This is a genomic window from Roseburia hominis A2-183 (assembly GCF_000225345.1).
Classification (GTDB): Bacteria; Bacillota; Clostridia; order Lachnospirales; family Lachnospiraceae; genus Roseburia; species Roseburia hominis.
In genome coordinates this window covers 334,923-349,034 of record NC_015977.1, presented here as the reverse complement: position 1 = coordinate 349,034, position 14,112 = coordinate 334,923, and the positions used below count along the sequence as shown (strand labels likewise).

The 14,112-nt window shown below is 52.7% G+C and carries 16 protein-coding genes and 1 pseudogene; 3 read left to right on the top strand and 14 right to left on the bottom strand.

The genetic code is table 11. From position 1 onward, the window contains the following. Positions 1-2: 2 nt before the first annotated feature. The 8 genes from mobQ to RHOM_RS01490 all read right to left on the bottom strand — a co-directional run bounded on the left by mobQ (position 3) and on the right by RHOM_RS01490 (position 7,134). A complete protein-coding gene (gene mobQ / locus RHOM_RS01525; protein ID WP_009860797.1) occupies positions 3-1,709 on the bottom strand; it encodes a MobQ family relaxase in 1,707 nt (568 codons plus the stop codon). A gap of 438 nt (positions 1,710-2,147) precedes the next feature. After that, positions 2,148-2,354, bottom strand: a complete 207-nt coding sequence (locus tag RHOM_RS01520; protein ID WP_009860798.1) for a hypothetical protein — start codon at positions 2,352-2,354, stop codon at positions 2,148-2,150. 4 nt (positions 2,355-2,358) lie between these two features. Beyond that, the gene (locus RHOM_RS01515; RefSeq protein WP_014078521.1) at positions 2,359-2,571 is read right to left on the bottom strand and encodes a DUF6471 domain-containing protein; all 213 of its coding nucleotides are present in this window, start codon (positions 2,569-2,571) and stop codon (positions 2,359-2,361) included. Between the two features lie 17 nt (positions 2,572-2,588). Beyond that, entirely contained in the window at positions 2,589-2,774 is a 186-nt protein-coding gene (locus tag RHOM_RS01510) for a hypothetical protein (protein WP_009860800.1), read from the bottom strand. A 186-nt stretch (positions 2,775-2,960) separates the two neighbouring features. After that, positions 2,961-4,340: a DNA primase family protein gene (locus tag RHOM_RS01505; protein ID WP_009860801.1), complete on the bottom strand. Its 1,380-nt coding sequence runs from the start codon at positions 4,338-4,340 to the stop codon at positions 2,961-2,963. Further along, positions 4,318-4,938, bottom strand: coding sequence for a CHC2 zinc finger domain-containing protein (locus RHOM_RS01500; protein ID WP_009860802.1), 621 nt, complete (start codon positions 4,936-4,938; stop codon positions 4,318-4,320). The genes RHOM_RS01505 and RHOM_RS01500 overlap by 23 nt, the downstream gene beginning before the upstream one ends. A gap of 68 nt (positions 4,939-5,006) precedes the next feature. Further along, a complete protein-coding gene (locus tag RHOM_RS01495) occupies positions 5,007-6,929 on the bottom strand; it encodes a recombinase family protein (RefSeq protein ID WP_014078520.1) in 1,923 nt (640 codons plus the stop codon). Position 6,930: 1 nt separating this feature from the next. Beyond that, complete coding sequence (locus RHOM_RS01490) at positions 6,931-7,134, bottom strand: transposon-encoded TnpW family protein (RefSeq protein ID WP_007885061.1); 204 nt, start codon at positions 7,132-7,134, stop codon at positions 6,931-6,933. Positions 7,135-7,393: 259 nt separating this feature from the next. Here RHOM_RS01490 and RHOM_RS01485 point away from each other — a divergent pair, with 259 nt between their 5' ends. From RHOM_RS01485 to RHOM_RS01475, 3 genes are read left to right on the top strand one after another with little or no spacing between them, the layout of a single operon-like run. Further along, positions 7,394-8,245 (top strand): hypothetical protein, encoded by an 852-nt coding sequence (locus RHOM_RS01485; protein WP_044024581.1) that lies wholly within the window; start codon positions 7,394-7,396, stop codon positions 8,243-8,245. 31 nt (positions 8,246-8,276) lie between these two features. Further along, positions 8,277-9,197, top strand: a complete 921-nt coding sequence (locus tag RHOM_RS01480) for a hypothetical protein (RefSeq protein WP_007885059.1) — start codon at positions 8,277-8,279, stop codon at positions 9,195-9,197. Continuing rightward, positions 9,194-10,222, top strand: a complete 1,029-nt coding sequence (locus tag RHOM_RS01475; protein WP_007885054.1) for a virulence RhuM family protein — start codon at positions 9,194-9,196, stop codon at positions 10,220-10,222. Before RHOM_RS01480 ends, RHOM_RS01475 begins: the two co-directional genes overlap by 4 nt. A gap of 66 nt (positions 10,223-10,288) precedes the next feature. Here RHOM_RS01475 and RHOM_RS01470 read toward each other — a convergent pair whose 3' ends face one another. The 6 genes and pseudogenes from RHOM_RS01470 to RHOM_RS01445 all read right to left on the bottom strand — a co-directional run bounded on the left by RHOM_RS01470 (position 10,289) and on the right by RHOM_RS01445 (position 14,109). Then, positions 10,289-10,564: a DUF6809 family protein gene (locus RHOM_RS01470; RefSeq protein ID WP_007885051.1), complete on the bottom strand. Its 276-nt coding sequence runs from the start codon at positions 10,562-10,564 to the stop codon at positions 10,289-10,291. Between the two features lie 13 nt (positions 10,565-10,577). After that, the gene (locus tag RHOM_RS01465; protein ID WP_007885050.1) at positions 10,578-10,928 is read right to left on the bottom strand and encodes a TnpV protein; all 351 of its coding nucleotides are present in this window, start codon (positions 10,926-10,928) and stop codon (positions 10,578-10,580) included. Positions 10,929-11,034: 106 nt separating this feature from the next. Then, positions 11,035-12,291 (bottom strand): annotated as a pseudogene (locus RHOM_RS01460) (type IV secretory system conjugative DNA transfer family protein); the annotation flags it as partial. Then, a complete protein-coding gene (locus tag RHOM_RS01455; protein ID WP_014078517.1) occupies positions 12,288-12,788 on the bottom strand; it encodes a PcfB family protein in 501 nt (166 codons plus the stop codon). The gene RHOM_RS01455 and the pseudogene RHOM_RS01460, both read right to left, overlap by 4 nt. 98 nt (positions 12,789-12,886) lie before the next feature. Further along, positions 12,887-13,198 carry a DUF5720 family protein gene (locus tag RHOM_RS01450; RefSeq protein WP_044024580.1) on the bottom strand — a complete coding sequence of 104 codons (312 nt, stop codon included), beginning with the start codon at positions 13,196-13,198 and terminating at the stop codon, positions 12,887-12,889. Positions 13,199-13,248: 50 nt separating this feature from the next. Next, positions 13,249-14,109, bottom strand: coding sequence for a DUF6017 domain-containing protein (locus RHOM_RS01445; RefSeq protein ID WP_014078515.1), 861 nt, complete (start codon positions 14,107-14,109; stop codon positions 13,249-13,251). Positions 14,110-14,112 lie beyond the last annotated feature (3 nt).

Genomic DNA, 14,112 nt, shown 5'->3' with positions numbered 1-14,112 from the left:
TTTTATCTCACATCTCGTCCTTGATTCTTGCGCTTTCCCTTGTTGGAAATCTGCTGCTCCTTCTGCGTCTGGCGCACCATTCTCCGCACGGCCAGCCGCTCTGCATCCTCGTCCAGCATCCGGGACACCGCCTTTTTACTGTCAAACATCAGAAGTGGGCTGTACTTCTCAACGTAAACCTGCTGTGCCTGGTTCTCCGCTTCCTGTTCTTTGCCGGGGCGGATGGCCTGTCTTGCTTCATACAGCTGCACTGGGTCGAAGCCCTGGGCCTGCTCCCGAAGCCCGGCATACTCGTTCAGGGCAGCGTCCAACTCGGCGGAATATTTCTGTTCCTGTTCTTCCAGCCGTTTCAGGCTCTGCTCCATGGCGGCGATGTCTTTGGGAAATTTATCGGCGGCATCTTCCTCGGAATATGCCAGCGACGCCAGAAGCAGATTTTTCTCCGAACGCAGTTCCTCCAAATCCTCTGTCAGTGCCGCAATCTTAGCCGCCAGTTCCCGGTGCCAGAATACATGAACCGCAGAGAGCGCCTTTTTCTCGGAAAGCAGACTGCGGCGCTCCTTCGTCTTATCCCGAATGTCCTTTGCAAGCTGATTGTACTGTGTGAGGGCAGGGCGCAGCGTATTCAGCGAAGCATTCAGGCGTTCCTTGCCCTTGCGGAGATACCCCAGCTGATAGCAGAACAGAAGCAAATTTTTTCGCAGATTCTCCATGGTCTCGGCGAGCGCCGGGATGGTATTTTTAACTGCCTGCGCCAGCTTTTTGACCTGTCCTCTCAGCTCCCGGAGCAGGGCATTGTCCGCCTTGATCTGCCGGTTTAGTTCGCACCGGTCAGAGATAATGCCCTTTTTCTCCATGGCTCTGGCAACCACACCCTCATGGACCGTGGGCCGCTCCAGCAGAGCACGCTCGGCATGGCTGCGGTGGTCGATGCGTTCTTCGTGCCCGGTGCGCTCCAGATGGCGGTTTGCCACATCCGCCCATGCAGCCCGCCACAAAACAAGCTGCTCGTCGCTGTTCCAGTGTTCCGTGATGGGATTTTGCCTGCCATATTTGGTGCTTTTAGGATATTTGGATACCCGTTCATAGCCCTGCGCCTGCGCTGCGGACGGGGCCATATACACCTTCTTTTTGCCCACTTTGTACTGGTACTGTTTCTCCCAGCCGTCGGCCTGTGCCTGTTTGAACTCAGCGGCGGTAAAGCCCTGTTCTTCGCCGTCTTTGACGCAGAGATATTCTTTCTCGGTCTTGTACTGCCATTTTCCCTTTTCATCCAGCGGGCGCACTGTCAGCAGGATATGGGCATGGGGATTGTGTCCGGGGGGATACGGGTCATGGATAGCAGCATCAGCGCACATTCCGTCTGCCACAAACTGCTCCTTGATGAAATCTTGCAGGAGCTGAATCTGTTCCTCCCGGCTTAACTCTATGGGCAGCGCCGCCACAAATTCACGGGCAAGGCGACTGTCCTTTGCGGTTTCGGTTTCCTCCACAGCGTTCCACAGGATTTCTCGATCCTGCCACTCTGCGGGGGCGGTGGCTGGCAGAAAAACCTGCCGCCACCCAAGGCCCTGTTTGCGGGTGTAGTCGTGCTGCACCCCGTCATACTCGTTGAGCATCCGGGAACAGCTCAGATAGGCCGCAGCAGCTACGGCGGAGCGTCCAGCTCCACGGCTGACTATTTTGGCCTCCAAATGATAAATCGCCATTGTCTATCGTCCTTTCCGAAGGGCTACTGTGAAACGCAGCAGCCCTTCTTCCGTACTCGATTACAACAGGTACGTCGTGAAATGCGACGTACCACCAGCAGGGGTGGAGCGAATCGTTCCACCCCTGTATCTGTGTCAAGCTGCCGGTGGCAGGTTGACGCAGGCAGGCGGCGGGATGGGGTGGCAATATACCACCCCATGAACAGGGGATTCCAAAACGAAAACCCCTGCGCCGACTGCATGGGCAAGGCTGGCAGTTTGGCAGAAATGCAGCCTTGTCCAGCGGCTCCCGCAGGAGTCGCAATCCCTCTCGGAGAGCGCACGTGCCCGACCAACGGGAGGGCTACCACCGCCTGCTTTAGCAGGTGGTGAGTAAGTGCGCCCTTCGGGATGAAAAAGAGGAAGGCCCCCGGTTTCCCGGAGACCTCCCAGCCATTTTCAATCGTGCGCTGCCAGCTTTCGCCGCAGGTATTCTTCCAGATTATCAAGCCCTACCGCCTGTACTTCCGGCAGCACTTTTTCCAGCACAGCGCCCTCCTGAATGAGCCGCCTTGTCCGGGCTTTTCGTGCCTTCACCCGGTCCCGTGCCTGGGCTTCCTCCAAGCGGTGCTTTGCCTGTAACAGTTTCTTTTCTTCACTTGTCATAGGTTTACCTCCGTTTCTGCCAGATCAGGTCATAGCCCAGCACATCGGCCAGCTCCACGACCTCTTTATAGCGAATAGATTCTCGCTGGAGCTTGGCGGACAGGTTGGAAACACTGTCCGACCAGCCGTATTCCTCATGAAGCCGGTCAACCAGCTCCTGCATGGTGTATCCCGCCCGGACGATCTGTGCCTTAATTTCGTTGCGTACCGTCATCATCAAAAATCCTCCTAAATTTACTTGATAAAAAAGCGAAGCCGGTACGCCCTCTGGCATAGCCGCTTCGCTGTGTCGTGAAAAATTCTCTTATCAATAAATCCGTTCAGAATTGCCGGTGTGATGTCCCGTCCATAGGTCGCACCTTCCGACTTTCCCGTTCCGTGTGACTTGGTTTGAAACCGTGCATTTTCCCATGGTTCCATGCACTCGGTTCACCGGGGTGAGAAGCACGGTTTCGCAAAATGATTTCTTCCAACCGTCAAATACTTTTCGATTCCCACTTGCCTTGATTTACCCCTCCGATTTTGCCAGCGATTTTTGATATACAACCGCTGAATTGCTATAAAAGGGAGAACAACTGTCAATCAAAGCGTACGTACGTACACGATTCAGCGCCGCCATTCCTCCGGCACATCTTCCGGTACGTACGTACGCATCGAATCGCCGGAAAACACTGATATATGATTTCTCACCAATACTTCAACCCCCAGAAAACCACGCACCCGCCGTCCGGCTGCGTTGGTCACATTGTTGCAGTATTCCAGATTGTAGCGGCTCTGGCAGGCGATCAGAGCTTCGCTGAAGCTGCGTGGTTTCAGGGCAGGCAGGTTGTTCTCGGTGCAGTAAATCTGGTATGCTTCGTACAGTTCTTTGGAGCTGGCAGATAGATCGGCTTTCAGGCGAACATACCCGTCAGAATCCAGAAAATCATAGACATTGTTGTTGTCCCGTTTGACTGCCTCCCGGTTTTCTCTGGTGCGGTCACTTTCGGTGAACTTGAAGTTGTTGGCGGCCAGCCGCTGCAATCCCTCAAAAGCCCACAGCAGAATACCCTCCACCTCGGCTTTCATCTTCTCGGCCAGGTCGGGATCATCCACACGGCCAGCCGGTTTTTCTTTTGTGGTCAGCACCAGCTGACGGCGGTAAAATCCGTCGCTCCGGTCAAACAGCGCCTGCAAATCTCCGTTGGAGAAAGCCAGCAGCCGGGCGCACATCCATCCCTGATAGCTCTGCTTGCCCTTGCGCTCCAAATCCATTTTGCCCTGGGCGGTGACGATGGATTTTACATAGTTGGTCTGGCGCAGAGCCTCCATCCGCATATCGTCATCCACGCACAGGAGGATATGCTCCAGATCAGCACGGGCAAACCGGTTCTCGGATATTTTCCCGATGCTGCCGTCCTTCATGTTGGAACCGAACAAAGTTCCCAGCACAGCGCCGATCTGCGACTTTCCTTCGCCGCCGCTGCCCTTAATCACCATCATCCGCTGTCCCTTATTGCTGGGGATCAGGCAGTAGCCGATATATTCCTGCAAGGTGGGAATATCCTCCGGGTAGAGCAGACCATCCAGAAATTGCAGCCAGAGAACAGGCTTTGGGGCGTTGGGGTTGTAGGCCACGGGGAAACGGTTGCGGACGTTTTCCGGCTTTCCCTCCGCAAAGGTTCCATCCAGAAAAAGCGTCCCGTTGGAAAGGTGAATCCGGTCCGGCTCCGGGGGAAAATCCTCCACCAGCGCCGCCAGCTTCATCAGCTCCACAATGTTGCTGATTTTGCGGGGAATGTTGCTGACCGCACAGCATTTCAGCTCCTCAAAAATCTCTCCCCGCAGGGGCAGTTCGTCTGTCACACGGCCTTCGGGCGTGAAAAAAGCCCCGTTTGTGAAGATGATCTTGTGCGTCTGCAAGAACTCCTCACAAAACAGGGCTTCGTTGATGCTTTTTCCATCAAACCAGACGGGCATCCCGTCAAGCTGCGCTTTGTTTTTCATGGGCATCGTCCTCCTTTTTCAGCCTGTCCAGCCGTTCCTCCAAACCGGCGATCAGACCATCCTTGTTCAGCATTTCTACGATTTTTACCCGTTGTTCCAGCTCGGCGGCAATGAGCAAATCTGCCAGATACTCCACATAGTCCAGCATCTGGCAGGCTTCCACAAACCGGTCATCCAGAACATCTTCCGGTGTCTTGGGTGTGTGCTGCACCTTCCAGCGTTCCAGAAGATGCAGATAATCGCACAATACCCGCAGGCAGCGCACTTGCTCCTGCCGGTATGCTTTCAGCAGGGGACGCTCCGGTTTGGGCAGGGCAGCTGCCGCAGGCGGCTTGTCCGGGCCAATCCCAAAATCCTGGGCCAGCTTCTGTGCTGCCTCGTAGCTGCTCAGGTCAAACAGCTTCGCCACAAGGTCGATCACATCGCCGGTGGCTCCGCAGCCGAAACAGTAAAAATAACGCTCGTTCAGCTTCATGCTGGGGTGCCGGTCCTCATGGAACGGACAGCTGCACATCCCGTTTCGGCTGACTTGCAGCCCATAGTGTTCAGCCGCATCGGGCACACAAATATTCTGTTTTACCAGTTCAAAGAGTGTCATAAAAAATCCCTCCGTTTCAGGGCATAAAAAATGCGGCCTGCCCGGTTTATTTGGGCAGGCCGCAATCCTTATGCAGTTTGTGATGCTTCCGTTTCTTTGGCTTTCCGCTTTTCCTGCCGGTAGAACTTCTCCCGGCAGGCGGGTTTGCAGAATTTAGCGTTGGGGCGGATAGACTGGAACGACTCTCCGCAGCACTGGCACACCAGCTGGTACGGTTCACCCGGAACGATCAGCCCTTCGGCAATCTTCTGTTTGCGCTCCTTCTGGCGCAGATATTTTTCATGGTCACGGATGCGCTTCTGGCGGCGCTTTTCCTCCGCAGCCAGTTCTTCCTCGGTGGGTTCGGGCATGGGCACTTCAAATTTCCCGATAAAGTTCAGGTAAATCTCGATTTCCTGAACCCGTTCCCCGGTGCTTCTGTCCGGGGCATGGACCAGAATCTTCTCCACAAATTCATGGATCATAGGGGCGGTCAGCTCGGTGAAATCTGTATATTTCTGTGCCAGCGCCAGAAAGTGACTGGCACGGTCCGTGTCCTCATGGAACTGGTTCAGCTGCGCCTGCTCGGAGGCAAGCAGCTGTTCCAGCTCGGCCTGTTCCTTCTCATATTCGGCACACAGCAGCTCGAACCGTTTTTCCTCCAACTTGCCCATGGCATAGGTTTCATACAGCTTTTTAATCAGCACGTCCAGCTCGGCGCTGCGCCTGCGCTCCTTGGCGACCTTGCGTTTCAGCTCCTTGGCTGCTTCCTGCTGGCGAACCTGTGAAATGCTGCGAACCTTCTGAATAAATTCCTCCCTGTTCTGGATGGCATAGCTGGCGGTAGTGCGGATGGTTTCCAGAATCAGGGCGTTCAGAGCCTTGGTGCTGACGCTGTGGGAAAAACACATCTGGGTTTCTCGTTCGATGGTCAAGCAGTAGGTGGAACAGTTATAGGTGTCGTTTCTGTACTCCTTGCCATCTGCCCGTGTGTGTTTGCCCCGGTGGTTATACATCTTTGCTCCGCAGTCGGCACAGAACACAAGGCCGGTCAGGGGATTGGCGACGCCAGTGGTATCTGTCCGGCGCACCGTCCGCTTCACCTGCTGGGCCAGCTGCCAGGTTTCCGGGTCAACAATGGCCTCGTGGGTATTCTCAAAAATCAGCCAGTCGGACGGGTCATTTTTTACCCGCTTATCCCGGTAGGACTTTTTGGAGGAACGGAAATTCACGGTATGCCCCATATATTCCGGTTTCTCCAACATGGAGCTGACCGTAAAGCCGTACCAGTCATAGGGGCGGCTGGTGTCCACGGTATTCTTCCGGCTGCCCCTGCCGTTGCGGGCCAGATAATAGGCGGGGCACTCCACCTTCTCGGCTGTGAGCATTTTGGAAATCTCATAGGGGCCGTGTCCCTCCACCGCAAGCCGGAAAATTCGCCGCACCACAGTGGCAGCTTCCTCGTCCACCAGCCAGTGGTCCTTGTCCTCCGGGTCTTTTTTGTAGCCATAGATGGCGTTGTTGGTGGTGGGCTTGCCCGCCTTGCCCTTGACACGGTATGCTGCCGAAACCTTTTTGGACTGGTCACGCAGATACCATTCGTTCATGATATTGAGAAAGGGGGCAAACTCGCCGCTGTCCTGTTCCTCGCTGTCAATGTTATTGGCAACAGCAACAAAATGAACCCCATTCTGCCGGAACATTACCTCGGTGTAAAAGCCGGTTTGCAGATAGTTTCTGCCGATCCGACTTAGGTCCTTACACAGCAGGTGGGCCACCTTTCCCGCCTCGATGTCCGCCACAAGGCGCTTCCATGCGGGACGGTCAAAGTTGCCGCCGGACCACCCATCGTCTGTGTAGTGGACGATATTGGTGTAGCCCCGCTGTGCTGCATAGCTTTCAAGATAACGTTTCTGGTTCAGAATGGAGTTCGAGTCGCCCGTGAGGTCATCGTCACGGGACAGGCGCTCATAGAGCGCAGTGATTTTTTCTTCCGTCTGTCTGTTTGCCATATCAGGCGCTCCTTTCAGACGGACGGCTCATTTGTGGCAGTTCCATTATACCACATTCCGGCTGGTTTGCCAGCCCGTCATTGCGGATCAGCCGCAGAATTTTATCTTCCATCGTTTCCTCGGCGGTTTCGCTGAGGTAGACACGAACTTTATAGGTGGTGTTGCCAATGTGCCGGGTCAGAAACACGGCGTTTTTATCTGCCATAGAACCTCTCTTTCTTGCGCTTTCGGCGCATCCGGTGTATACTGTTGTTATGGTTCCGTTATTTGTAACCTGCGATTATGTTACTTTTTTGTGTCAAGCCTGAACATGGCGAAAGCCCCCTTTCTCCTGTGTGAATGAGCGAATGTAACCCAAGTAACTTGTTTTTAGATTACTCTTTCACTAATAGGAGAAATCCGGGGTGCAAAACGGAACCATTTTTGAAAAATCGCAAAATATTTTTTTGAAAAGAGGTGGGGTCATGGCGTATCTGTCTGATGACGAGCTTCTGGATACCGAGGGTGGCTTCACCGGATGGGACGATGAGACAGGCGCTGGTGCAACGGAGGAAACGCTGGAACAGGCGCTTGCGGAAGAACGTCTGGCCGAGCTGGAAAGTGAGCTGGAGCAGGACGAGCATCCCATCGACTATGAAGCGGAGCTGGAGGACGAGGAAGAAGAAGCCGCCCCGGTCAACGAAAAGCGGCTGAAACGGGAGATTCGAGCGGAAGCTGTGCGGCGGCTGGAGGAAGCAGCACGCACGGAGAAGGATTTCCGGGCCGTGGTGGAGGAATGGAACAAGCTGGACCGGAACCGGGAGCGCCGGGAACGGGACCACGAAAACCTTCGTGGGGATGTGCCGCTGGAATATCAGGCGGTGCCGGAACCCAAGCTCATTCCCCGCTGGATGAACAATCCCGCATACCGGCAGCTGATGGCCGGGAACTTTCTGGACATCCTGTTTGACTGCCCCTATGAGATGCACAACCTGACCGCTGACGCCTTTATATCCCGCATGGTGGAGGAATTAAGCGAGGAACATAAGGAAGTCCTGTATTTCCTCTCTTTGCGGCTGTACAGCACCACCCGGCTTGCCGCTGTTCGTGGGCAGTCTGACCGCAACATTCGCAAACTGCGGAAAACCATCCACAAGAAATTGCAGCGCCAGATGTATGACCATCTGTGCGGCAAGCAGGAGCATGGCGGCAGCCTGACCTTGCGGGAACGCCAATTTTTGGAGGAATACTCGAAAATCGCAAGAAAACAGGGCAAGGACGCCGTGATCCGGCGGGAAAACAAGACCAAGCGCAGAAAAAAGAAAAACCGCCCCTGATAATTGGGACGATTAAGGAGAAAGGGCGTGTATGATGAAAAATTTGTTTGAACAGTCCCGTTCCCATTGGGTGCGGTACGATCACTACGAGCTGAAAACAGCGGAAGATGGCAAGCGGTACATCACCCCCGGCAAGAGTGCAAAGCCGGATGTCTACAATCCGCTGAAAGAGGTCCCCAACATTGTGCTGGATGCCCTGAATGTAGGGATGTTGATGATGGGACGCAAGCCGGAAGCAGAAGTGGAAAAGGCAGTGATGGAGTTTGTCACCCGGTACGGCCTGCTGGGGCTGATGACCGCCCTGCCCACCACGCCGTCTTTTATGGACTATGAGGCGGTGTACCTACCGAAAAACCACTTTATTAAGGAAGAATCCATGGCGACGGACAAATATCTGTCCCTGTTTTATCCCTTTGATCAGCTGGATTTGGTGAAGAAAGGCATTGAATCCACATGGAATGTGTCCGGTGACCGGACGATGGTTGCCCTGACCATGACCTTCATGGACGAGCCGATGGCGAAGAACATGAGCTTCCAGCGGGAATATGCGGAACCCTACGACTGGGTTGCCCAGCAGTTCAAAGATTGGGCCTTTACACTGACCACCGCCATTTTGTACTACAATGACTATGATTCCATTGACGAGGACGCACGGGGGCTGTATCGCAAGGCCATGGCTGCGTTCGGCGGGATTGCCCCCAGCTACCACATTGAGCTGTTGGATAAGCCCACCATCTATTGGGATTTCCATTCGCTGCTGCTGGGCATCCAGATGATGTTCAGCTTCATGCTGGTAGACGGTGACCAGCCCCTGCGCCTGTGCAAGCACTGCCAGAAGGTGTTCCTGGGCAGCCGGTCCAATGCCGCCTTTTGCAGCCCACGGTGCAAGAACCAGTATAATGTCTACAAGAGCCGGGGAAAGAACCGGACGGATGGAGGTGACGAGGAATGAGCGAGGAACAGGGACTGACCCCGTATGAAACCAGAGAAATCCTCTTTTACAAGACCGAAAACGGAGAAGTGCGGGTGGAAATCCTGCTCTTTCAGGAAAACCTCTGGCTGACACAGGCAAAAATGGCAGAACTGTTCGAGGTGCAGAAAGCGGCTATTTCCAAGCATCTGAAAAACATTTTTGAATCTGGAGAACTGAACGAGGATTCAGTTGTTTCCAAAATGGAAACAACTGCGGCGGACGGGAAACGGTATCAGACCAACTATTACAATTTGGACGCCATTATCGCTGTGGGGTATCGTGTGAACTCCAAAAAGGCGACCATGTTCCGCATTTGGGCGAACCGGGTGTTGAAAGAGTTCATCATCAAAGGTTATGTGATGGATGACGCACGGCTGCGGGAGCCGGAGAACTTTTTCGGCAAGGATTATTTTGAGGAACAGCTGGAGCGTATCCGGGACATCCGGGCCAGCGAGAGAAGATTTTACCAGAAAATCACGGACATCTATTCTCAGTGCAGCGCCGACTACGATGTGGAAAGCCCCATCACAAAGGAGTTTTTTGCCACGGTGCAGAACAAGCTCCACTATGCGGTCACCCATCATACCGCCGCCGAGATCGTATACGACCGTGCCGACAGCACCAAGCCCAACATGGGGCTGACCACATGGAAAAACGCCCCCAAAGGCCGCATCCGTAAATCGGATGTCACCGTCGCCAAAAACTATCTGAACGAAACGGAAATGCGAAACCTGAACGAGATCGTCACCATGTATCTGGACTATGCGGAACGGCAGGCCCGCCGGGGAAATGTCATGTATATGGCCGATTGGGTCAAGCGGCTTGACGCATTTTTACAGTTCAACGAGGAAGATATTCTGCATGATAAGGGCAAGGTGACCGCCGCTATTGCCAAAGCCTTTGCCGAGAAAGAGTTTGAAAAGTTCCGGGTATTGCAGGACAGAAGCTATCAGAGCGACTTTGACAGGCTGGTTGCGGAAACTTCGGATGATCTGACAGAATAACCATATACACAGAAAACCCACGCTTCCGGTTCTCTTTCCGGCTGCGTGGGCTTTTTCGGCCATCGCTTATTTCTTGTTTTGCAGCTGTTCATAGGCTTCCTGATGGACGATCAGCCCTGCCGAAAAGCCATACTTGAAATGGCTCTCACTTTCCTCGCATTGGGCGATAGCGTTCTGCGCCCGGAGTTCCTCCACCAGCGCATAGTCCTCTTTGCTGAGCCGCTGGGATAACTGCTCCATCAACGCTGCACAGGTTTGGATCGCCTTGTGGTATTCCGGGGACGTGGGTACGACTGTTTCACAGGGATAAAACTCTCCATTATACATGGCTTCTAAAATCATGGTGTTCCCTCCCTCAACAGTAGACCAGCTCAGCCAGGACAATTTCCTCGGCTCTGTTGTGGATGGAGTTCATGGAGCGCACCCATGCCATCTGGTCGGCAGCTTTCAGGGCTTCTGTGACGCCCTCTTGCTGCATCATGGATTTTTCAATGATTTCCAGCCGCTCCCGGCAGGCGATGTCGATTTCCTCCAAGTGGGGAAGCAGCTTTTCAGTGACAATGAGATCGGTATACAGAATGGGCCGATGTTCTTTTAAGTAGGCACGGCGCATCCGGCCATATTTCCCGATATGGTACTCTTTGGTGTCTGCTAACACAAGGTTGGGAATGAGATAGTCGCCGCATTGGGTGTAAGTCAGTTCCATACAAGGCTCCTTTCGTGAGAATGTGGTTGACAGTTACGGTAGGTTTGAGGGCATCCCTCCTTTATCATAACTGTCTTTTCATTCGCCACAAATGAGCCGCCAGTCATGATGTAATGTTTTTTGGTGTAATCCACCCTCTATACATTACATCATGATTGGAAATGGAATTGCTCTCACGCTGTTGGTCATCATCTTTGCCGAAGTCATCACGGCTCAGTCGTTCGTACAGAGCTGTGATTTTCTCGTTTTTTCTCATAACTTGTGCTCCTTTCTTCGGTTTTAGGTTGTGTGTTCTAAGAGACTTCCCAACCGCTTGATTAAGAAGTCTTTTAGAGCATACAACACCGGCTGCCAGCTTATATTTCTTATACTGCCGCACTGCGAAGTGGTTTGGCTTTTCCGATTCCAGTGCATCAAACATCAGGTCTACAGGATTTTTGAACTCCTCGTCATCCTCCCGGACTTCCATGGCGTTGATGAACTCGATGAGGGTGGAGAAGTTTTGCTCCTCCACCGGAGCTTCATAGTGGATATATCCGATCAATGCGCAATACAGCAATGTTTCCGCCTTGACCCAGAAATCGTCTCCAGCCTTGCCTTCGCCTTTGGTATTGGCGATCAGCGTTGTTACCAGCTTCAAGATGTCCTTTTCGCTATGGATATAGGCGAAAGGGTTATAGTGCATGGACTTCTTGAAGTTGATTGTATTTAGGACCTTGATTCGGTACGGCTCATAAATGACCTTGCCGTGCTTATCCTTCATGGGCTTTCCGTCTTTCCCCGGCTTGGGTGCGCCCCTTTGGAGCATTTTTCCGCACTCCACCAAAATGGTTCCCTTCGGGTCAGTCACGACGTAGCTGCTGTGCATCTGCATCAGATTCGGTTTGAGCCAGAAGCGGGTCTTACCGGAACCGGAGCCGCCAATCACCAGTACATTTTTGTTTCTGGCAGTCTTTGGGTCCTTGGGGCGGCTGTTCATGGTCAGGCTCTCCGTTTTCGTCAGAATCACATTGTTCTGAAATACAGGATCAACGTAAGGTGCAATATCCTCACGGGTTCCCCAGCGGGCCGAACCATATTCCAATCCATGTCTATATTTCTTAGCGTTCTTGCTTTTAAGATAAACCGCCAGCCTCAGACAGCCTCCACAACACAGCCCTACCAACAAGTCCAATGGATGCAGGCTTGGCCAGAAACTTTGCAGCGCCCCAGGCAGAACCGCAACCAGCGAAAGAAACTTTTCTGAAGCATCCGCCCCTTGTGCCATTCGCCATGCCTCTCCAAAATTGGTAGCAAACAGCCCCAGCAGGATATACGGCATATTCAGCAAAACGAGCTTTTTGATGTCCAATGTCTTTTTCATCGTTCCAGCTCCTTTCGCTTGGTGCGATCCACCACAGCATTTTTGACCATCTCTTTGAACTGACTGAGTTTTGCCAGCACAGACGGGCGTTCCGTTTTCTCGGCCTTCTTGACTTTTTTATTGGTGTACTCTGTAAAGGCTGCTGTCAGCGCATCCGCATCGCGACCCTTGAAGAAAATCAGGTACTTTGGCGGAGAACTGCTGCGGTCCTTTTTCACCGCATAATCCACACCATATTTCCGGGCGATTTTCTCAAACTCCTTGATAGAGGGGTCTGTGATCTCAATGTTGGATATTCCCTGATTCTGCCCGACAAGCTGCTTCACAGTCTGTTTTCCATGCGGAACAACCGGCGCATCACGGCTTCTCTGTTTTTCCAGCTTCTTTTCCTTTCGATGTGCCATGTACTTGCTTATGGCAGCCTTAAACATTCTGCCGGTAAACTTTGTTCCACTGACAACCAGCGTCAAAGTTCTGTTTTCCACTTCTTCCTGCATTTTCTCGCCTCCTTTCCACGAAGTTTGCAGGGAATCTCTTTTTTTGCTAAGGCGGAACCACCAGCCGCCGCAGAAGATAACGCTTCATACCGCCCTCCTTAGCGTAACTGGTCAGAATGGTCATAGTGCAGATTGCCCTGGCGTACCTTTGCGTGGCTCAAAATCTTAATCTGCCCCTTTTCCTGACTATCCAGTGCTTTTTCATAACCGGTATCCGACAGGAACAGGCGGGTTCGTTCGCCTTTCCAGCCAACAGGGGAATCGTTTGTCAGCACATCAAAAATAATCATGTGCCGGGTGTCCTCCGCAAAACGCTGGAGGTCCATATATCCATGACCGTGATAATTCTGCGCTCCTGCCTTTGCCCGCATTTCTTCCATCAGCTGCCCTATGGTCTTTCCCTCAGACATCATGCTTGCTCCTTTCTCCCGGCAGTTCCGGGCAATAAAAAAGCGACCATTTACCAGCCGCCATACAGATCGTGATTTACTTGTGAGGTGTAATGATTGCTTATCGTGGTCGGTGCATTGAACAGAACGGTCAGAAGATACTGCTTCATGTTGCGAATTTCCGTGGTGTTCTTCTGTAAACAGTCCATGACAAACTCAATGTGCGAGTTATCCAGCTTCAAGAACCTGGAACGAACGATTTCATGCGGAAAATCGCTTCCTGCAATACGGGTGGTCTTTCGCTTTGCACAGACCGTTTCCACGATTAGCTCCACAATCTCATCCAAATCCTCCCGATAAGTTTCATACTGCTGACACAGGTATTCATACCCGATATTCTCCTGAATCAATTCCCGATAACTCTCTATCTCTGTGAGTGACATCGCATCCCTTCCTTTCCGTTCCGGCAGACAATCTGCCGCGCAATCCCGGAAGGGAATGGAATCGGTACTTGATCCATAAATATTTTGTTTTTGAGTATTTGATTTCTCTATATTTAATTCTGCGGGCTTTTCCGTATCCGGTTTATCCATATACGGGTTTTCCGTATCTGGTGAATCCGTATCCGGTTTTCTAAGCTGTGGCTGCTCGTATATGACATACTCTATATCGCTGATGCGTCCCTGCCGGTCACGCAGCTTGTGCCGCACAATGTAACCGGCAGCCTCCAATTCCCGCAACGCAGCGCCTATGGCATCCACGCCCTCCTTACAGATCTTTGCAAGACCACGGGTGGTGTAATTCCAGTCCTCTGGCAAAGATAACATCATGGAAAGCAGTCCCTTGGCTTTTAACGACAGGTTTGCATTTCGTAAATGATGATTGCTCATCACGGTATAATCACGGGTCCGTTCAATGCGAAAAACGGCCATCGA